This window comes from Ruegeria sp. CDSC052, assembly GCF_059610685.1.
Genome location: NZ_JBXWOB010000003.1, coordinates 155,476 through 174,716, shown reverse-complemented (window position 1 = coordinate 174,716; position 19,241 = coordinate 155,476). Strand labels below are relative to the sequence as shown.

The window sequence follows — 19,241 nt, the reverse complement described above, 5'->3', positions numbered from 1 at the left end:
GCAAAGTTGTGACCTGTTACGGAGGGCGCCGTTCTTGCAATCGACCCGGTCAGTGCGTACCGTCTGACACCTGATTGCAGTGGACCATCCGTTACAACCCTATAGCAATATTTCCGAGGCAAAGACGGGGCATGGAACCCACTCTATTCGCATTCATCTGGAAGCATTCCAAGAAACAGCAACTGGTATTGTTGCTGCTGACATTGTTTTCTTTTCCCTTCCTCTATGCATCACTGGAGCTGCCCAAGCAGATCATTAACGATGCGATTGGTGCTCCAGGCAGCTCGGTAACTTTCTTAGGAGTTACGGTGACGCAGGTGCAGTATTTGTTGATTCTGTGTCTGGCCTTTCTGGCGACGGTCATCGCCAGCGGTCTGATGAAAATGCGGATCAACACGATGAAAGGTGTGTTGGCCGAACGCATGTTGCGCCGACTGAGGTACACGCTGATCCACCGAACTCTGCGGTTCCCGAAATCCTATTTTGCCACCACCAGTCAGGGCGAGTTGGTGTCGATGATCACGTCCGAGGCTGAACCGATGGGCGGCCTGATGGGGGATGCGATCGCACAACCCGTATTCCAGTTTGGTCAGATGATGACCATTGTGACGTTTCTGTTCATGCAAAGCGTGTGGTTTGGTCTTGCAAGTATTGCGCTGATCCCGCTGCAGGCTTGGTTGATTCCAAAATTGCAGCGCCAGATCAACCTGTTGAACAAAGACCGAATCCAGGAAGTTAGGCGCTTGAGCTCAGAAATCGGCGAAAGCGCAGCCGGGATCAGCGATCTGCGCACCAACGGAGGCTGGCGGCACAGATTGGCCCAGTTCAGCCATCGTTTGGGAACTTTGTTCGAGATCCGATTCAAGATCTATAACAAAAAGTTCTTCATGAAGTTTCTCAACAATCTGATCACTCAGATGACCCCGTTTCTGTTTTATTCGGTGGGCGGATACCTGGCGATCACGGGCGAGGTAACAGTGGGCGCGCTGGTGGCGGCACTGGGAGCATATAAGGATCTTAGCGGACCTTGGAAGGATCTGCTGACCTATTACAATCAGGTTCAGGACATGTCGTTGCGGTGGGAAATCGTGACCGAACGCTTCGCGCCCGACAACATGGTGCCCGAAGAGCTGTTCGAGGGCGAGCCTGATTCCATTCCGCATCTGACTGGCGAGATCAAGCTGCAGAATATTACCGTTCGGGATAACGATGGGAAAACTGTTCTCGAGGATATAGACCTCGTCATACCCAAAGGGGCCCGCGTGGCCATCAAATCCTCGAATGCGGCCGAAAGAGGGGCATTGGCTCAGCTGCTGACCCGCGAATTGCTGCCGGTTCAGGGCGACGTCACGATTGCTGGACATGACATCCAATCCTTGCACCAATCCGTCATCGCGGCGCGGATCGGATATGCCTATTCTCGACCATATCTGTTTGATGGGTCGATTGGGGACAACTTGATGATGCCCCTGAAAACACGCCCTCAGCATGAAGCCGACGCCGTCAGGGCCCCTAGCCGCCGCCAGATCGAGGCCGCGCGAGCGGGAAACTCGGTGGATTCGCTGTCAGATGAATGGATTGATCCCGGTCTGGCCGGGCTCAACAACACTGACGACATCCAGGATTGGTGGTTCAAGCTGGTCGAGGCGATGGGAACGGATGAATTCATGTTCCGCCGCACCCTGCGCAGCCAGTTGAATCCGGATCAGCATCCCGAGTTTGTGCAAAATATCATCGACCTCCGTGGCCCCATCCATGACAAGTTGGTGGAAAAAGATTTGGACCGCTTTGTCTACCGGTTCGATCCGGACAGGTTCAACCCAACTGTGCCTTTGGGTGGCAACCTTCTTTATGCAGCACCGTCGCAAGAAATCTCGCCGGACATTTTGGCCGGCGATAATCGGTTCATGCAAATGCTGCGTACACATGAGCTTGATGACGACGCGCTGAGTATCTCAAGCGCTGTTCTGGAAACGCTTAGCCATGCTTTTGGGCGGGACGGAACCGACCATCCGCTGTTCCTGCGCCTGGGCTTGAGCAAGGATATGTTCCACCGGCTGCTGGCAATCGAAGACAAGCGCAAGGCAAAAGGAGTGGACGAGCTGTCGCAGCGCGAACACGCCTTTCTTCTGACCGTTCCGTTCCTGCTGACCGCCGAACAGATTGGCCCAGATTTCCCGGATGAATACAAACAGAAGATTCTGAAAATCCGCACTGAACAGGGCGAGAGGCTACGTGGAAGCCTGCAGGAGATATTTGTACCGGTCACACCGAACACATACATCGCGCGCATGACGGTTATGGAAAATGCGCTTTTCGGGCGGGTATCTGTGACGGCGGGAGCTCATGCTGACGAGATAGAGGATGTGGTTGCCGAAGTGATCAATGCCGCAGGTCTGCGCAGACAGGCAGCGGCCATCGTCTATGATCTGTCCGCAGGGCTGGGTGGGAACAATCTGACAACCGTCTTTCAGGAACGAATTGCCTTCTCGCGCGCCGGGATTAAACGGCCGGATTTGCTAATCCTGGATAAAGCGTTGGCCAGCCATGACTCTGAGAGCCGTTTACGCACCCGGTTGAAACTGCGCGAACTGCTGCCCGATTCCATCATGATTTTCATGGAGGACAGTTTCGCCCATCCCGAGGCCTATGATCTGTTTGTTGAAATCAAGGATGGCCGCATTGACGGTGTCTCGAAAACGCAGCTCGAACAAGAATCCGGCACCACCGCTGACCTCAGCCGAAAGCTGAAGATTATCTCGTCAACTCCGCTTTTTGCCAATATCGACGGTCGCAACCAGAGATTGCTGGCGTTTTCGGCGCAGTGGTATGATGCTGCCGCTGGTCAGGTCATTTTCTCTCGTGGGCAGGCGCCGGATGCGGCCTATCTGTGCATTTCGGGTCATGCGAAGCTGATGTGGCACGAAGAGGACGGTTCGACCCGGTCCATATCTGTCATTGAACCCGGGCGCCTGATCGGTGACCTGTCTGTTATCACCGGTGAGACCAGGCAGTTGGATCTTGTGGCAGGCGAAAACTGTTCATTCCTGCGGATTGGTGCAGTGGAACTGCGCGCGGTGATCGAAAGCGATGCAAGCGTTGCGGTTCAGTTGCTTGAAACAGTTGCCGGATACCTGACAACCATTTCGGAAAAGATCAACGCCACCAAAGCATCGACCTTGTTCTTCGATGATGAGGACCAGACCGAAAGCTCCCACCAGAATGTCTGAAATCCGCGCGCCCTCTTACGCCCCGCATGAGCAACTGGTCGCCGACGCACGCGACAAACCACAGCTGTGGCGCCTGCTGGCCGGCCTGGCAACAATCGTAGTCGTTGCAACCGTCTTCAATCTGATCCTGTTTGCAGTCGTAACCGTGGCCGGACCGCAGGAATGGGCCAGCGGGTTGATGAACGGCTCGACCCCGATCTCGATGGTGATCCTGCTGTCAAGCTTTGGGTTTGTCACATTTGGTGTGTGGACCGCAGCGCGACAGTTTCAGAAACGGTCCCTGGGTTCTATTTTAGGGACTCGGGGCAAAGCGGCCAGACAGTTCTGGCTTGTGCTGCGCGCCCTGATGGTGCTTGGCGTGGTTATCGTAACCGTGCCGCACGTCATTATGGACGCGCCGCTTGTTCAAAACCTGTCCTTTTCGGTTTGGCTGGTATTCCTGCCTCTGTCGCTATTGGCTGTGTTTGTCCAAATCAGTGCGGAGGAGCTGCTTTTCCGCGGATATATGCAGCAAAGCCTGGCGGCGCGATTCCGTTCTCCGATCATCTGGATGGGGGTACCGTCGCTTCTATTCGCGGTGGGGCACTATTCGCCCGATGCGGCGGGCGGCAATGCAGAGTTGCTGGTGCTGTGGACTGGTCTGTTTGGACTTTTGGCTGCGGATTTGACCGCGCGGGCGGGAACCCTGGGCCCGGCCATAGCGCTGCATTTTTTCAACAATGTCATAGCGCTCTTGTTTGTCTCGCTACCTGACACCCTCAGCGGTCTTGCCTTATTTGTACTGCCCTTTGATATGACCGATACTCTGACATTGCGGCAATGGTTATATGTGGATTTTGCCGTGATGATTGTCAGCTGGTTTATCGCGCGCCTTGCGCTCAGGCGCTGATTGCAATTCTTTCCGTAGCGTCTTATGTGACGTCAACGCCGTACTAGCAAGGTTCCGACATGAACTGGATCACAAACTACGTCCGTCCCCGGATTAATTCGATCTTCTCACGCCGGGAAGTCCCGGAAAACCTTTGGCACAAGTGTGACGAATGCGGCACGATGCTGTTCCACCGCGAATTGGCGGAAAACCAGAATGTCTGCACCCAATGTGATCATCATATGGCGATCACTCCGCGCGACCGGTTCGGGCACCTGTTTGACGGTGGTATATTTACCGAGGTCGATGTTCCCGCTCCCAAAGATGATCCGCTGCAGTTCCGGGACCAGAAGAGATACCCCGACCGAATGAAAGCAGCGCAGAAGAAAACTGGCGAGCAAGAGGCGATGCTGGTCGCCAAAGGTGATATCGGACGTACGCCGATCGTGGCAGCGGCCCAGGATTTCTCGTTCATGGGCGGCTCGATGGGTATGTATGTCGGCAATGCCATCATTGCGGCGGCGCAAGAGGCAGTGAAGTTGAAACGCCCGCTGATCCTGTTCTCGGCAGCGGGTGGCGCGCGAATGCAGGAAGGCATCCTGAGCTTGATGCAGATGCCGCGAACCACCGTGGCGGTTGAGATGCTGAAAGAGGCAAAACTGCCCTATATCGTTGTACTCACCCATCCTACCACCGGAGGCGTGACCGCTTCTTATGCGATGCTGGGCGACGTCCATATCTCGGAACCCAATGCGCTAATCTGCTTTGCAGGCCCGCGCGTGATCGAACAGACCATTCGGGAAAAGCTGCCCGAAGGATTTCAGCGCGCAGAATACCTGCTGGACCACGGAATGCTGGACCGGGTAACGAAGCGTACCGAAATGCGTGACGAATTGATCACGATTACCCGCATGCTGATGAATCAGCCTCCTGCGGTCAAAGGTGATTTGCCCGCGCCCACCCCCGAAGCCCCAGAGAAAGACGCGGATCAGGAATGACTTCGCCATCGTCAGACGTCATCCTTGATCGGATGATGGCGCTGCATCCCAAGATCATTGACCTGACGCTGGATCGGGTGTGGCGTCTGCTTGCCGCACTGGAAAGCCCTCAGACCAAATTGCCTCCGGTCGTTCATATCGCAGGGACAAATGGCAAGGGGTCTACGCAGGCTATGATCCGCGCCGGTATGGAAGGGGCGGGGAAAACGGTTCACGCCTATACCTCTCCGCATCTTGCCCGGTTTCACGAGCGTATTCGGCTGGCAGGTGAGTTGATTTCGGAAGCCGAACTGACAAACGTCCTTGATGAGTGCTATGCCGCCAATGGTGGTGAGAACATCACCTATTTCGAGATTACGACCTGTGCGGCCCTGCTGGCCTTTGCCCGCAAACAGGCTGATTATACCTTGCTTGAGGTCGGCCTTGGCGGGCGCCTGGATGCAACAAACGTAGTGCACGAACCCGCCGTGACGGTTATCACGCCGGTTTCCATCGACCATGAACAGTTTCTAGGCGACACGTTGGGCAAGATCGCAGCCGAAAAAGCCGGGATCATCAAGCCGGGCGTCCCTTGTATCGTCGGCCCACAGCAGGACGAAGCGCTTGAGGTCATCGAATATACAGCGGCCCGTCTGGGCGCCCCATTGCTGGTACACGGTCAGCACTGGCATGTGACCGAGGAAAACGGACGTCTTGTGTATCAGGACGAAATCGGGCTGCGGGATCTGCCGCTGCCCAACCTGCTTGGCGCACATCAAATTCAGAATGCGGGTGCGGCAATAGCGGTATTGCGCCATCTCGAACTTGGTGATCAGGCCTATGAGGCCGCCGTTACCAAGGCCGAGTGGCCAGCACGGATGCAGCGTCTGAAATCCGGCCCGCTTGTTGAACAGGCCGCACAGGCCGAGCTGTGGCTGGATGGTGGGCACAATGCCGCCGCGGGAATTGCGCTTGCTGAAGTGCTGAGAAAATTACCGCAATCTCCGACACATTTGATCTGCGGAATGCTCAACACCAAAGATGTCGCTGGCTATCTTGCACCGCTTGCCACGCAGGCTCAAAGCCTGACCGCAGTGTCGATACCGGGTGAGGCCGCAACGCTTAGCGCTGAAGATACGGCGCAGGCTGCTGACCAGGTTGGCTTGAAAGCCGACACAGCAGAGAGTGTATCCGCGGCCCTGCAGAAAATCACAGACCAAGACCCTCAGGCCCGTATCCTGATTTGCGGATCACTCTATTTGGCGGGCAACATCCTACGCGAAAACGGATAAGTCTTCACCTGGCTGAAATACCTTGGGGGAGGCGCGCAAAACGTGACGGGGCAGCGCCCCTATGCCCCCCAATCCTCGGCCTGCATCTCGCACAGTCGCGAGGCAGTGCGTTCGAACTCGAACGTCCCTTCACCCTCGACATACAACATCTCGGGCTCTGCGGCCGCCGAACAGATCAGGCGAACCCGCGCCTCATACAAGGCGTCAATCAACGTCACAAAGCGCTTGGCCTCATTGAAATTATTCCGGGACAGGCGCGGGATGTCCTCCAGAACCAGGACTTTGACCGCCTCGGCAACGGCCAGATAATCTGCAGGGCCCAGCATCCGTCCGCACAGATCATAGAAGCTTGCTCGGGCTATCCCGTTCCGAAAGGCCGGCAATTCGACAGCACGGCCATTTACCTGCAACACCAGCGGTTCCGCCGCACCGCCCGCGAGATCGTTCCAGACGGATCGGATATTCTGTCGAGCCTCGGGGCCGATCGGCGTGAAATAGACTGGCGCACCTTCAAGACGGTTCTGTCGGTAATCAGTGGGCGAGACCAGCTCCCATATCTGAAGCTGTTCCTTGATATGCGCGATGAATGGCAAAAAGAGCTGGCGGTTCAAGCCGTTCTTGTACAATTCGTCCGGGTGCCGGTTGGATGTGGTGATGACCACGACCCCGCCAGCATGCAAAAGATCAAACAGCCGCCCGACGATCATCGCATCGGTGATATCGGTGATCTGCATCTCGTCAAATGCCAGCAGTTTTACGGATTTGACAACCGAGTCCGCGACCGGTGCAAGCGCATCCTCAACTCCGTCCTTACGAGCTTTGTGCATTCCCGCGTGGATTTCCTGCATGAAAGCATGAAAATGGACGCGACGGGCGGGGATGTCGCCAAGCGCGTCGACAAACATATCCATCAACATCGACTTGCCACGACCAACTCCGCCCCACAGATAAAGTCCCTGGGGCGGCGGGGGTGCCTTGCGAAAGAAACCACGCTTGACCGGGGTAGCCAAGGCCGCGCGAATGCGTTCGAAATGCGGAAGGACAGCCTCTTGCGCATCGTCCCGCGTCAAAGTGTCATCGGCGATGCGTGCCTCGTAAATCGATATCAAATCTGACATATCCCGAGGGATACCTTCACCTCAGGGCGTTGAAAAGAAGGCATTTGGAAGATGCATCAATTTTGCTTATCCGCGGCGTCAAAACTCCTGAATTGACCACTGTACAAATTTGCGTACCGTCGCGGCTCTGCCATCCCGAGGATTCAATGCCCCAACACGCGCGCCTGCTAAACCCGATCTTGATCGTCGGCTGCATCATTATCGCAGTCAGTTTTGCAGTGCGGGCATCCTTTGGCGTATTCCAGATCCCCATTGCGACTGAATTCGGCTGGCTGCGCACCGATTTTTCGATGGCGATTGCCATCCAGAATCTCGCTTGGGGAATTGGACAACCCATTTTTGCCGCCATCGCCGAGAAGGTGGGGGATCGCCGTGCGATTGTGCTCGGGGCATTGACCTATGCAGCGGGCATGGTGTTGTCGGCGTGGTCCGTTACCCCTTTCGAGCATCAGATGTACGCCTGGCTTGTGGGCTTTGGGATTGCCGGCACGGGGTTTGGTGTCGTGCTTGCCGTAGTTGGACGGGCGTCCTCTGATCATAACCGCTCTATGTCTCTGGCCGTCGTGACAGCGGCAGGAAGCTTTGGCCAGGTTTTGGGTGCTCCAACGGCGGAATGGCTTTTGTCTTTTATGCCCTGGCAACAGGTTTTCATCGTGTTTGCCGTTGCCATCCTGGCACTGGTCTTGACTCTGCCCTTCATGCGCGCGCCCCAAGCCGCAACCAAAGCCGAAATCGAAGAGAACATGGGCCAGATTCTGGGTAAGGCCTTCCGGGACCCGTCTTATACCCTGATTTTCCTGGGATTTTTCAGCTGTGGTTATCAGCTTGGCTTTATCACAGCGCATTTTCCCGCTTTCGTTACCGAAATGTGCGGCCCGATTCAGCCGGGTGGAATACTGCATTCCATTGGTATAACGACAACTTCCGCATTAGGGGCTGTGTCGATTTCATTGATCGGGTTGGCCAATATCGGAGGGACATTGCTGGCGGGGTGGGCCGGAATGCACTTTCCCAAGAAATACCTTCTGGCCTCTATTTATGCCGCCCGCACGCTTACAGCGGCGGCTTTCATAATCCTGCCAATCACGCCAATCACGGTCGTTGTATTCTCATTGGTCATGGGTTCGCTCTGGCTGGCAACGGTTCCACTGACCTCGGGGCTTGTCGCACATTTGTACGGGTTGCGCTACATGGGTACGCTTTACGGCATCATCTTCTTCAGCCATCAGGTCGGCAGTTTTCTTGGCGTCTGGCTAGGCGGCCGTATGTATGACCAGTACGGAGATTACACCTTTGTCTGGTGGGTCGGCGTGGCCATCGGCGCCTTCAGCGCCATCGTTCACCTTCCCATCCGCGAGAACCGGCCGCTCTCCGTCGCAGCCTGATCTAGCGGGCCTCTTCGCGGGTCAAAAGCCCCTCTGCCACCAACCGGTCTGCCCATCCTTGCGGGCCCTCAAAATGATGCGTTTGCCAGCCTCGCGCCTGCGCCGTTTCGATATTGTCGATCCGGTCGTCGGTGAACAACAACGCCTCAGGCGCCAGACCACAATCGACCTCTACCTTCTCGTAAATCGGGACATGCGGTTTCACGGTCTGCATGCGACCTGAAACATACAGCCGGTCAAACTCGTTGAGGAATGGATAGACCGTGGTTGCATACTCAAAATTCTGCACCCCGAAATTTGTGAGCGCAAAGACCGAGATGCCTTTGGCGCGCAGCGCACGTTGCAACCGTACCGAGTGGGGAATTTCGGGCGTGGCCAATTCGATCCACTTGTCGTGCCACATCCGAATTTCATCCCGCCATTGGGGATATTTATCAGCCCAGCCATAGATGGTGTCAGTGAAATGTTGCCCCTGATCAACAAGATCATTCATTCCATGCAGGTCAACCTCGGCAAACAGGGCCCGGCGACGGTCTTCACCAATAACCGCGTCGTAGTACCGTTCTGGCTGCCATTCTATCAGGACATTCCCGATGTCGAAAACCACCGCTTCTATTGGCATGAATAATCCTTCTTAGAATCTCTGCTGGGGCTGACTGAATCAATCCTTGCTGCGCTTTTCAAGACAGGAACTGCAGCGCGCAGCGCTGCCCGGCCCAACCGGAGGAGAAGCATCTCCTATGCGTCTGTGACGGGCGGGAAGGTCATGCCCTTAGTGCCGCCCGCAATTCCCGTTCCAACGCATCCAAAAACCGGGACCTATCGGCCTTGCCAAAAGGCTTGCCACCGCCCCCGGCGCCCAGAGGGTTTGCTGAACGCAGGTCTGCCATCAGGTCGCGCATCGCCAGTTGCTGACCAATATTGGCGGCGGTAAAGGCCTCGCCGTTGTGACGTAATACACGCGCACCTGCTTCAACACATTTCGCGGCTAAAGGAATGTCAGAGGTCACAACCACGTCCCCTATACCACAACGGTCTGCGATCCATTTATCGGCCTCATCCGCACCTGCAGACACGATCACAACCTGTACCAGAGGATTGGCCGAAGGCCTCAAGCCCCCGTTCGATACCAGAGCCATCGGAATCTTATGTCGGGTCGCTACACGCTCGGCCTCGGCCTTCACTGGACAGGCATCTGCGTCTATGTACAGGGTTGTCACGCTTTCTTTGCCTGTTTCTCGGCAGGCTTCTTCTTGACCTTGAACTCCTCAGGGATGGGCATCCGGTTAAACGCATCCAGACCAGCAATCTTATAGGCCTCGGCCAAGGTCGGGTAGTTGAATGTGTTTTGAACGAAATAATCCACTGTGCCTTTCAGGTTCAATACAGCCTGTGCGATATGGATCAGCTCAGTCGCGCCTTCGCCTACGATTTGCACACCAAGAACCCGGCGGGTTTTCAGCGAAAACAGCATCTTCAACATGCCATGTTCCAACCCCATGATATGCCCGCGAGAAGTTTCGCGGAATCGCGCGACGCCGACCTCGTAAGGGATATCGCGCTCCTGTAGCTCCTCTTCGGACATGCCGCAGGTGGATATCTCGGGCACCGAATAGATGCCGTAAGGGTACCAGGGGCTTTCCGGCAGGGTTGGGGTCTCCAACGCGTGACATGCCGCCACGCGCCCCTGCTGCAGCGAGGTTGATGCCAACGAGGGATGTCCGATTACATCTCCGGTCGCATAGATATGCGGTACCTTTGTCTGATAGGTCTTGCGATCGACCTCAATCCGGTTGCGGTGATCGGTTGTCAGCCCGACCGCATCCAGATTCAAGGCCGAGGTCGCGCCCATCCGCCCGGCGGCAAACAGCAACATCTCGGCCCGGACATGCCGTCCATTCTCGAGCGTCACTTCTACGTGGCTACCTCCATCTTCGATCTTTTCAACGGCAGAGCCCAGCCGCAAATCCACGCCGTTTTCGCGGATTTGGTGGGTAAAGTCGTGGATCAGCCGGCTGTCGATGAAATCCAGAAACGTCTCGCGGGGTTCAATCAGGGTGACACGTACATCAAGCGCGGAAAACATCGTGGCATATTCAACACCGATTACACCGGCCCCGATCACGCATAGCGAGCGCGGTATCTCGGCCATCTCCAGAAAATCATCGCCATCGACGATGGTCTTCCCGTTGAAGGGCACATAATCGGGACGATAGGTCTTGGTTCCGGTGGCGATCAGGAACTTTGCGGCGGACAGACGTGTGGTTTCGCCTGCGTCGGTTGCAACCTCAATCTCGTGGGGACCGACAAATCTTGCCAGACCATTTAAGGTTTCCACGTGGTTCCGGTTGAACTGATGTTCCAGCACGTCGACCTCATGGTCCAGCGTCATGTGCAACCGAGCCTTGAGGTCTTCGGCCCGGATCTGATCCTTTACCCGGTACGAGCGCCCGTAAAAGCTGCGCTCGCGCCAGCCAGACAGGTTCAGCACTGTCTCGCGGAGAGTTTTTGACGGGATGGTCCCGGTATGGACCGAGACCCCACCCAATCGATCCTTGCGGTCGATAACCAGCACCCGGCGTTTCAGCTTGCCTGCCTGAATCGCCGCCGAACGACCGGAAGGGCCGGACCCGACAATGATCAGGTCATAGTCGTATTTGCTCATGCCTCAGTCTCCATACAGTGCTTCGGCGTGGAAAGTGATGTGGTCTTCCATGAAGGTCGACACAAAGAAGTAAGAATGGTCATAGCCGGGCTGCAGACGGAAAACTGCCTGTTGGCGACGTTCGGCTATCGCCTGGGCCAGCGCCTCGGGGCGCAACAGGTCGATGAACTGGTCATTGTCGCCGGTGTCGATCAGGACAGGGCCGTCGAAACCGGTGTTCTTCATCATCAGCGATGCGTCGTGCTTGGCCCATTGGGCCGCGTCATCGCCCAGATATGCCTTCAGTTGTTTGCGGCCCCAATCGGCGCTTGTTGGGTTTGAAATCGGTGCAAATGCCGAAACCGATCGGAACCGACCCGGTAGGTTCATTGCCAATGTCAGGGCGCCATGGCCGCCCATGGAATGGCCGGTAATGGCCTGGCGGTCTGCGTCGATTGCAAAGGTTTCAACCAGCAGAGCGGGCAATTCCTCGGCCACATAGTCCCACATGTTGAAGTGCGGTGCCCAGGGTGATTGCGTGGCATTCACATAAAACCCCGCGCCCTGGCCCAGATCGTAGTCCTCGTGATCGGCGACGCCTTCGCCGCGCGGGGATGTGTCAGGGAAAACAAGGGCGATACCCTGTTCCGCGGCCCAGGCCTGCGCCCCGGCCTTGGTCATGGCGTTTTCATGGGTGCAGGTCAGACCAGACAGATACCATAGAACCGGAACCGGGCCGTCCTTTGCCTCGGCGGGCAGGAACAGTCCAAAAGTCATGTCGCATTGGCAGGCAGCCGAGGCGTGGCGATAGACGCCCTGGACGCCTCCGAAACAAGCGTTTTCCGAAAGGGTTTCCATTTGGTTCCGTCCTTACGTTAGGTTCGCGCCATGGCTATCGTTACTCGGTCCGTGCGTAAAGTCTGTGTTCCTGCGGCCAGCGAGTATTTTCCCTATCTGTGGCTTAGAATTTTCCGGCTATGGCAATCACCAGTGGCAGTGTCAGGATGCTGACCACGGTAGACAAGAGAATTGCGGCCGAAGCCCGATGGGGTGCGACCCCGTAATAGGCCGCCAGCATATAGACATTCCCAGCGACCGGCAGTGCTGCCGCTGCAATGGCAACCGAAGCCGAGAAGCTTTCCGCCGGGATCAGCCAGATTACGAAGACAGCAACGCAGAGCGGATGAATGATCAGCTTGCAAAAACTCAGCCAGGCAGCGATCTGAACACGCTCGGCGGATTTGCTGGCGAGCGATGCCCCTATCGCAAACAAGGCTCCCGGAGTGGCTGCCCCGCCCAGGATTGTCAGAAAATCGTTCAGTGGAACGGGCACGGGAATTTGGAAGGCTGACCACAAAAGCCCCGCTGAAATAGATACGATCATCGGGTTTTTGAGCAAACCGAGGCCAATCAACCTAAATGTTGCCGGCGTCAGCCGCCCATCGCGTCCGGCATTGATCAAAATCACGATCAGCGAGGAAAACACCACAAGGTCGACAGTCAATACCAGCATGACCGGGCCGATTGCTGCTTCGGTGAACAAAAGCGCAAGCATCGGCAGCCCCAGAAAGCCCACATTGCCGATCGCAGCGCATTGGGCCTCGACGGCCGAGGTTGGTATGTCAAGGCCGCGCATCCACGCGATCAGACTGGCCAGAGCATAAACCGTAAGCGTTCCCAGCAGATAGCCCGCGACCAATCTGCCGTCGAATATCTCGGCAAAGGGCAGGGTGGCGGCAAAGCGGAACAACATTGCCGAAAGCGCGAAATAGAACACGAATTTCGTCAGATAGGCCGTGGCTTCTTCCGAAAAGAACCGACTGCGCCCAGCCCAATACCCCAGGCCGATAATCGCAAAGAACGGCAGCGTACGCAGAAAAATATCAGCCATGGCCAGAGTGTTAGCACGGTTTTCTCTGGCGGCAACCCCTGGCCAATCAGGCCCCGCCGAACGACCTTCGCGGACTGACCTAACGGAAAAATTACCATAATCCCGCCTGCCCATGGCCGAAATCCCATGCGAATCGTTGTATCTGAACTGATCAGTTTATAGATTCGACGAATTCACCCCTGAAGGAGAGCGCATGTCCGAAGCAACTGCCATTTTGCGAACAGGCCGAAAATTTGATCAGGTCCTGCAAGGAGCCCGATCAGTGTTCATGGCAGATGGTTTCGAAGGAGCTAGTGTAGATGACATTGCGCGCGCGGCGGGTGTTTCCAAGGCGACTTTGTACAGCTATTTCCCGGATAAGCGTCTTCTTTTCATGGAGGTCGCTCAGAACGAGTGCTGCCGTATGGCCGAGAATGTCGTTTCGATGGTTGACGATACAAAACCCGCACGCGAGGTGCTGACCATCGCTGCGACCCAGCTGGCCGCATTTCTGGTGTCGGATTTTGCGCAGCAGGTGTTCCGCATCTGCGTGGCCGAGCAAGATCGGTTCCCCGAACTTGGCCGCGCCTTCTATGAGGCGGGGCCGCAAAATGGCACCCGGCAACTTGCAGAATATCTGCAAAAAGCGGTGAACAAAGGCGAATTGGTTATCGAGGACCTTCAATTTGCCGCTGAACAGTTTTCGGAATTGTGCAAGGTCCGCCTTTGGCCCCGATCCACATTCGGCATTCAAAGCAGCTTTTCAGAGGCTGAGATTGAAGAGGTAGCGCTGCAGGCTGTCGACATGTTCATGGCCCGTTACGGCGCCTGACATTTGGGTCGGATCGACTCGATTCAAGATATGGATGTGGAGGTCGATCCCTGAAGCCCGCGGCATTTAGGATTGATGGCATTCAAGAGTTCGGACGCTCCTGCCCGGTGGCTTCGCCACTGCTTGGCTCTAATCGCCAAAGAACCGAAATCAGTTAGAAAACAGGCTCGACCAGGCAAATCATAACGCTGTACCTGCCCTCTTTTTTACTTCCTGATCGCTGGGCGGTGAACTCAGTTGACAATGGATTTTGTATTTTGGATACATTGGGCAGGGATTTCGCGGCGGTGACAGTCATCAAAGATTGTTCTGACTAGAAATTAGAACAACGCGAAAATCTGAAGAAAAAACATTTCTGGGAGAAACTCATGAAACTTAGATTGATGGCCGCAACTGCAGCGATTGCGTTGTCCAGTGCTGCGGCCCAAGCAAATACTTTGGTATATTGCTCGGAAGGATCACCCGAAGGCTTTGACCCGGCGCTATTTACTGCAGGGACAACCTTTGATGCCTCGTCACACCCGATTTACAACCGTCTGCTCGAGTTTGAGACCGGTACTACCAATGTTATCCCCGGTCTGGCGGAAAGCGTTGAGGCCAGCGATGATGGTCTGGAATATACCTTCAAATTGCGTCAGGGCGTCAAATTCCATTCGAATGACGAATTCACGCCGACGCGTGATTTCAATGCTGATGACGTGATCTTCTCGTTCATGCGCCAGAAGGATGAAGGCCATGCCTATAATCAGGTATCTGGTGGTACCTGGGAATATTTCCAGGGCATGGGTATGCCGGACCTGGTCGAGTCGATTGAAAAAGTCGACGACTACACAGTGAAGTTCACCCTGTCCAAGCCTGAAGCGCCTTTTGTGGCCAACATGGCGATGGACTTTGCCTCGATCCTGTCTGCGGAATATGCGGATGCGATGATGGCCGCGGGTACGCCTGAGAAGCTGAACACAGCACCGATCGGGACTGGTCCGTTCTCGTTTGTAGCCTATCAGAAAGACGCGGTGATCCGCTATGCGCAGAATGCCGACTACTGGAAGGCCCCTGCGGATGTGGAGAACCTGATCTTCGCGATCACGCCGGATGCATCGGTTCGCTATCAAAAGCTGAAAGCGGGCGAATGTCATATCATGCCTTATCCGAACCCGGCCGACATTCAGGCGATGCAGGACGATGCGGATATCAACATGTTGGAGCAGGAAGGCCTGAACGTCGGCTACCTCGCCTACAACACCACCATGGCACCGTTCGACAATCCGAAGGTCCGCAAGGCGCTGAACATGGCGATCGACAAGAATGCGATCATCGACGTCGTGTTCCAGGGCTCGGGCCAAGTTGCCAAGAACCCGATCCCGCCAACCATGTGGGGCTATAACGACGCCATCACCGATGACGCGTATGATCCCGAAGCGGCCAAGGCGATGCTGGAAGCCGAAGGCGTATCCGACCTGTCGATGAAGGTTTGGGCGATGCCGGTACAGCGTCCCTATAACCCGAATGCACGCCGTATGGCCGAGCTGATCCAAGCGGATTTTGCCAAGGTTGGTGTCGACGTCGAAATCGTGTCCTATGAATGGGGTGAATACCTGTCGCGTTCGAAAGATCTGGACCGTGACGGAGCCGTTCTGCTGGGTTGGACCGGTGACAATGGCGATCCAGACAACTTCTTGGCGGTTCTGCTGGGTTGTGACGGACGCGAAGCCTCGAACCGGGCGCAGTGGTGCCACGAGCCCTTCGAAGAGCTGATCCTCAAGGCCAAGCAGTCCACCGATCAGGCCGAACGCACCAAGCTGTATGAAGACGCTCAGGTGGTCTTCAAAGAGCAGGCGCCTTGGGCAACGATCGCACACTCGGTGGTCTTTATGCCGATGCGCAACGAAGTGCAGGGCTATAAAGTGCACCCGCTGGGCGGCCACATCTTCTACGGTGTGAGCGTCGAATAATTCATCACTTACCGACCGGAGCCGCCCGCGTGGCGGCTCCGGTTTCTTATTGGAGGTCGGCCCTGATGCCGAATTTGTCCGAGTACCGTCAACTGGCAAAGGACATGTCAGTTGATGCCGTGGCCCTTGTGCCCGGCCCAAATTTCACCCGTGCATTGGGAAAACCTTTCATGAGCCACGAGCGGCCCTTTGTGGTCGTGGTCCCCGGCGAAGGTTCTCCTGCGGCCATCGTTCCCAACCTTGAGCTCGGCAGTTGGGACCTGGTTGGATTTGAAGGCGCCGTTTTCGACTGGTTCGACCAGACCGGGTATGATGACGCCTTTGCAGCCCTCGCCAAGCATATGCCGCTGACATCGCTGGCTGTGGAAGGGCAGGTGATGCGAGTCTTTGTGTCGAAGGCGTTTACCAACGCGTTACCGGACCTGCAGATTGTCGATGCCGAGCGTGAAATTTCTGGCTTGCGCATCATCAAGACAGAAGACGATATCGCAGCGCTTCAAGCCGCGATCGACATCTCTGAACGCGCGTTAGAGCGCGTGATTGCGGATGTGCGCGTCGGTCAGACCGAATTGCAGATTGAACAGGCCTTGATTCAGGCACTGTTTGCGGAAGGCGCCGCCTCGCTGGCATTTTCGCCGATTGTTGCCGCCGGGGACAACTCGGCGCGGCCCCATGGCAAGGCGCGGGCGGATTACCAGATCAAACCGGGCGATGCGCTTTTGTTTGATTTCGGAGCCCGCAAACATGGGTTTGCCGCCGACATCACCCGCACGTTCTTTGTCGAAGAGGTCTCGGACGAGGGCAGGGCGGTCTATGACACCGTTCTGCGCGCCAATCTGGCAGGGTTCAAAGCCTGCCGTCCCGGTGTCACGGCGCATGATATCGACGATGCCGTGATCGGCGTTCTCGAAGCGTCGCCCTATGCCGATCGGATCCGCACCAAAACGGGCCACGGTCTGGGCCGCGACGTTCACGAAGCGCCGTATATCATGCGTGGAAACGACCAGAAAATCCTGCCGGGCATGGTTTGGACAAACGAGCCGGGCCTTTACGCGCTGGACAATTTCGGCGTGCGCATAGAAGATGACGTGCTTGTTACAGGGGATGGCTGTCGGTCGCTGACCCACTTTCCCAAAGATCTCACAATCATAGGTCGCTGATGTTTGGCTACTTTCTTTCTCGTCTCGGTATGTTCATTCCGACATTCCTGGGTGTAACGCTTATCTCCTTCATGTTCATTCGGGTTTTGCCCGGTGATCCGATCATCGTCATGGCCGGTGAACGCGGAATGTCCGAGGAACGCTATCAGGAAATGGTGGTCAAACTGGGCTTCGACAAGCCGGTCCTCCAACAATATTGGGACTATCTGACCGGCGTTATGCAGGGCGATCTGGGCGAAAGCTTTGTCACCAAGAAACCGGTCTGGGACGAGTTTTTTGCCCTGTTCCCAGCGACGCTGGAGTTGTCAATCTGCGCGATGATCTTCGCGGTGGCCCTTGGGTTGCCCGCCGGTGTCATTGCCGCAGTCAACCGGGGCAAATTCTTTGATCGGGCGCTGATGTCATCTGCGCTGGTGGGATATTCGATGCCTATCTTCTGGTGGGCGCTGCTGCTGATCATCGTGTTCTCGGGCAATTTGGGCTGGACACCTGTTTCGGGTCGGATCGACCTTCTGTATTACTTCCCCAGCGTGACCGGCTTTATGCTGATCGACAGTCTTTTGTCGGGGCAACCCGGGGCATTCACGTCGGCTGTTCGGCATTTGATTCTGCCAACGATTGTTCTGGGGACGATCCCGCTGGCTGTCATTGCGCGTCAGACGCGCTCGGCAATGCTTGAGGTTCTGGGCGAGGATTACATCCGTACCGCGCGGGCAAAAGGTCTGTCACCCACTCGGATCAACGGGCTGCATGCTCTGCGTAATGCGTTGATCCCCGTGATTACGGTGATCGGCCTGTCGGTTGGAACTTTGCTGGCTGGTGCAATTCTGACCGAGACGATCTTTAGCTGGCCGGGCATCGGCAAGTGGATGGTCGACAGCATCTTCCGGCGCGATTACCCGGTGGTGCAGGGCGGTCTTCTGATGATCGCCGTGATCGTGATGCTGGTGAACCTACTGGTCGATGTCCTTTATGGCATCATCAATCCAAAAATCCGGAGGCGGTGATGGCTGAACTATCCGCAAACGCACCCAAAACCGAAGACCGCCCAAGCGCCTTGCGCGAATTCTGGTTTTATTTCAGTGAAAACCGCGGCGCGGTGATTGGCCTGTGGGTATTCGCCGCCTTTGTCTTTTGCGCTGCCTTCGCACCTTTGCTGGCCCCCTACGATCCAACCGAACAGTTCCGCGAGCATATCCTGCAGCCTCCGGCGTGGCAGGAAGGCGGCAGTTGGGCCTTCCCGCTGGGGACTGATCCACTGGGCCGGGATATGCTTTCGCGGCTGATTATGGGATCTCGCTATTCCTTCTTTGTCGGTATCGTCGTGGTTTGTGTGGCCGTCTCAGGCGGTGTGGTTCTTGGCCTGCTTTCCGGGTTTGCACCCAAATGGGTCGACACGATGATCATGCGCGTGATGGATATTATCTTGTCCTTTCCGTCGCTGCTGCTGGCACTGGTTCTGGTCGCCATTCTGGGCCCGTCTCTGACCAATGCAATGATCGCCATCGCCATTGTGTTTCAACCACATTACGTGCGCCTCACCCGTGCCTCGGTTCTGGCCGAACGGCAAAAGGATTATGTGACCTCGGCCCGTGTGGCCGGCGCAAGCAAGGCACGCCTGATGTTCAAAACCGTGCTGCCGAACTGTCTGGCGCCGATCATTGTCCAGGCGGCGCTGTCCTTCTCGACCGCGATCCTGGATGCTGCGGCACTTGGCTTTCTGGGCATGGGGGCGCAGCCGCCCACGCCGGAATGGGGCACGATGCTGGCCGAAGCGCGCGAATTCATTCTGCGCGCCTGGTGGGTGGTAACTTTCCCGGGCCTGGCCATTCTGGTCACGGTGCTGGCAATCAACCTGATGGGCGACGGTCTGCGCGACGCGCTGGACCCCAAGCTGAAACGGAGCTGACGAC

At 56.3% G+C, this 19,241-nt stretch carries 16 protein-coding genes; 10 read left to right on the top strand and 6 right to left on the bottom strand.

Annotation, left to right across the window (positions count from 1 at the left end; translation table 11 throughout):
• Nucleotides 1–131 precede the first annotated feature (131 nt).
• The 4 genes from AC2FIM_RS08095 to AC2FIM_RS08080 are packed head-to-tail and all read left to right on the top strand — an operon-like array spanning nucleotide 132 to nucleotide 6,367.
• Nucleotides 132–3,230: an ABC transporter transmembrane domain-containing protein gene (locus AC2FIM_RS08095; protein WP_496677063.1), complete on the top strand. Its 3,099-nt coding sequence runs from the start codon at nucleotides 132–134 to the stop codon at nucleotides 3,228–3,230.
• A complete protein-coding gene (locus AC2FIM_RS08090) occupies nucleotides 3,223–4,119 on the top strand; it encodes a CPBP family intramembrane glutamic endopeptidase (protein ID WP_142636342.1) in 897 nt (298 codons plus the stop codon). Before AC2FIM_RS08095 ends, AC2FIM_RS08090 begins: the two co-directional genes overlap by 8 nt.
• A gap of 59 nt (nucleotides 4,120–4,178) precedes the next feature.
• Complete coding sequence (gene accD, locus AC2FIM_RS08085; protein ID WP_142636339.1) at nucleotides 4,179–5,096, top strand: acetyl-CoA carboxylase, carboxyltransferase subunit beta; 918 nt, start codon at nucleotides 4,179–4,181, stop codon at nucleotides 5,094–5,096.
• Nucleotides 5,093–6,367 carry a bifunctional folylpolyglutamate synthase/dihydrofolate synthase gene (locus AC2FIM_RS08080; protein WP_271948878.1) on the top strand — a complete coding sequence of 425 codons (1,275 nt, stop codon included), beginning with the start codon at nucleotides 5,093–5,095 and terminating at the stop codon, nucleotides 6,365–6,367. The genes accD and AC2FIM_RS08080 overlap by 4 nt, the downstream gene beginning before the upstream one ends.
• Nucleotides 6,368–6,426: 59 nt before the next feature.
• On the opposite strand, the gene zapE is transcribed toward AC2FIM_RS08080, so the two are convergent.
• A complete protein-coding gene (gene zapE / locus AC2FIM_RS08075) occupies nucleotides 6,427–7,485 on the bottom strand; it encodes a cell division protein ZapE (RefSeq protein ID WP_496708012.1) in 1,059 nt (352 codons plus the stop codon).
• Nucleotides 7,486–7,631: 146 nt separating this feature from the next.
• On the opposite strand from zapE, the gene AC2FIM_RS08070 reads away from it, so the two are divergent.
• Entirely contained in the window at nucleotides 7,632–8,870 is a 1,239-nt protein-coding gene (locus AC2FIM_RS08070; protein WP_496708013.1) for an MFS transporter, read from the top strand.
• Nucleotide 8,871: 1 nt separating this feature from the next.
• On the opposite strand, the gene AC2FIM_RS08065 is transcribed toward AC2FIM_RS08070, so the two are convergent.
• From AC2FIM_RS08065 to AC2FIM_RS08045, 5 genes are all read right to left on the bottom strand, one after another.
• Nucleotides 8,872–9,492: an HAD family hydrolase gene (locus AC2FIM_RS08065; protein ID WP_496677076.1), complete on the bottom strand. Its 621-nt coding sequence runs from the start codon at nucleotides 9,490–9,492 to the stop codon at nucleotides 8,872–8,874.
• 142 nt (nucleotides 9,493–9,634) lie between these two features.
• A complete protein-coding gene (locus tag AC2FIM_RS08060; protein ID WP_142636329.1) occupies nucleotides 9,635–10,090 on the bottom strand; it encodes a YaiI/YqxD family protein in 456 nt (151 codons plus the stop codon).
• A complete protein-coding gene (gene sthA / locus AC2FIM_RS08055) occupies nucleotides 10,087–11,535 on the bottom strand; it encodes a Si-specific NAD(P)(+) transhydrogenase (protein WP_496708014.1) in 1,449 nt (482 codons plus the stop codon). Before sthA ends, AC2FIM_RS08060 begins: the two co-directional genes overlap by 4 nt.
• A gap of 3 nt (nucleotides 11,536–11,538) precedes the next feature.
• Nucleotides 11,539–12,372 (bottom strand): S-formylglutathione hydrolase, encoded by an 834-nt coding sequence (fghA, locus tag AC2FIM_RS08050; RefSeq protein WP_142636325.1) that lies wholly within the window; start codon nucleotides 12,370–12,372, stop codon nucleotides 11,539–11,541.
• Between the two features lie 103 nt (nucleotides 12,373–12,475).
• Nucleotides 12,476–13,405, bottom strand: a complete 930-nt coding sequence (locus AC2FIM_RS08045; RefSeq protein ID WP_271948868.1) for an AEC family transporter — start codon at nucleotides 13,403–13,405, stop codon at nucleotides 12,476–12,478.
• Between the two features lie 193 nt (nucleotides 13,406–13,598).
• Here AC2FIM_RS08045 and AC2FIM_RS08040 point away from each other — a divergent pair, with 193 nt between their 5' ends.
• The 5 genes from AC2FIM_RS08040 to AC2FIM_RS08020 all read left to right on the top strand — a co-directional run bounded on the left by AC2FIM_RS08040 (nucleotide 13,599) and on the right by AC2FIM_RS08020 (nucleotide 19,237).
• On the top strand, nucleotides 13,599–14,216 hold the full coding sequence (locus tag AC2FIM_RS08040) for a TetR/AcrR family transcriptional regulator (RefSeq protein WP_142636321.1): 618 nt from the start codon (nucleotides 13,599–13,601) through the stop codon (nucleotides 14,214–14,216).
• A 368-nt stretch (nucleotides 14,217–14,584) separates the two neighbouring features.
• Nucleotides 14,585–16,168, top strand: a complete 1,584-nt coding sequence (locus AC2FIM_RS08035; protein ID WP_142636319.1) for an ABC transporter substrate-binding protein — start codon at nucleotides 14,585–14,587, stop codon at nucleotides 16,166–16,168.
• A 65-nt stretch (nucleotides 16,169–16,233) separates the two neighbouring features.
• Nucleotides 16,234–17,328, top strand: a complete 1,095-nt coding sequence (locus AC2FIM_RS08030) for a M24 family metallopeptidase (protein ID WP_271948866.1) — start codon at nucleotides 16,234–16,236, stop codon at nucleotides 17,326–17,328.
• Complete coding sequence (locus AC2FIM_RS08025) at nucleotides 17,328–18,335, top strand: ABC transporter permease subunit (RefSeq protein ID WP_142636316.1); 1,008 nt, start codon at nucleotides 17,328–17,330, stop codon at nucleotides 18,333–18,335. The genes AC2FIM_RS08030 and AC2FIM_RS08025 overlap by 1 nt, the downstream gene beginning before the upstream one ends.
• Nucleotides 18,335–19,237 (top strand): ABC transporter permease subunit, encoded by a 903-nt coding sequence (locus AC2FIM_RS08020; protein WP_185956667.1) that lies wholly within the window; start codon nucleotides 18,335–18,337, stop codon nucleotides 19,235–19,237. Before AC2FIM_RS08025 ends, AC2FIM_RS08020 begins: the two co-directional genes overlap by 1 nt.
• Nucleotides 19,238–19,241: the final 4 nt, after the last annotated feature.

Excerpts from the sequence above, each read along its gene's own strand:
- AC2FIM_RS08065 (WP_496677076.1), bottom strand. The coding sequence starts at position 9,492 with ATGCCAATAGAAGCGGTGGTTTTCGACATCGGGAATGTCCTGATAGAA.
- AC2FIM_RS08035 (WP_142636319.1), top strand. The coding sequence starts at position 14,585 with ATGAAACTTAGATTGATGGCCGCAACTGCAGCGATTGCGTTGTCCAGT.
- AC2FIM_RS08020 (WP_185956667.1), top strand. The coding sequence starts at position 18,335 with ATGGCTGAACTATCCGCAAACGCACCCAAAACCGAAGACCGCCCAAGC.
- AC2FIM_RS08025 (WP_142636316.1), top strand. The coding sequence starts at position 17,328 with ATGTTTGGCTACTTTCTTTCTCGTCTCGGTATGTTCATTCCGACATTC.
- AC2FIM_RS08070 (WP_496708013.1), top strand. The coding sequence starts at position 7,632 with ATGCCCCAACACGCGCGCCTGCTAAACCCGATCTTGATCGTCGGCTGC.
- accD (WP_142636339.1), top strand. The coding sequence starts at position 4,179 with ATGAACTGGATCACAAACTACGTCCGTCCCCGGATTAATTCGATCTTC.
- AC2FIM_RS08040 (WP_142636321.1), top strand. The coding sequence starts at position 13,599 with ATGTCCGAAGCAACTGCCATTTTGCGAACAGGCCGAAAATTTGATCAG.
- zapE (WP_496708012.1), bottom strand. The coding sequence starts at position 7,485 with ATGTCAGATTTGATATCGATTTACGAGGCACGCATCGCCGATGACACT.
- AC2FIM_RS08095 (WP_496677063.1), top strand. The coding sequence starts at position 132 with ATGGAACCCACTCTATTCGCATTCATCTGGAAGCATTCCAAGAAACAG.
- AC2FIM_RS08090 (WP_142636342.1), top strand. The coding sequence starts at position 3,223 with ATGTCTGAAATCCGCGCGCCCTCTTACGCCCCGCATGAGCAACTGGTC.
- AC2FIM_RS08045 (WP_271948868.1), bottom strand. The coding sequence starts at position 13,405 with ATGGCTGATATTTTTCTGCGTACGCTGCCGTTCTTTGCGATTATCGGC.
- AC2FIM_RS08030 (WP_271948866.1), top strand. The coding sequence starts at position 16,234 with ATGCCGAATTTGTCCGAGTACCGTCAACTGGCAAAGGACATGTCAGTT.
- AC2FIM_RS08080 (WP_271948878.1), top strand. The coding sequence starts at position 5,093 with ATGACTTCGCCATCGTCAGACGTCATCCTTGATCGGATGATGGCGCTG.
- fghA (WP_142636325.1), bottom strand. The coding sequence starts at position 12,372 with ATGGAAACCCTTTCGGAAAACGCTTGTTTCGGAGGCGTCCAGGGCGTC.
- sthA (WP_496708014.1), bottom strand. The coding sequence starts at position 11,535 with ATGAGCAAATACGACTATGACCTGATCATTGTCGGGTCCGGCCCTTCC.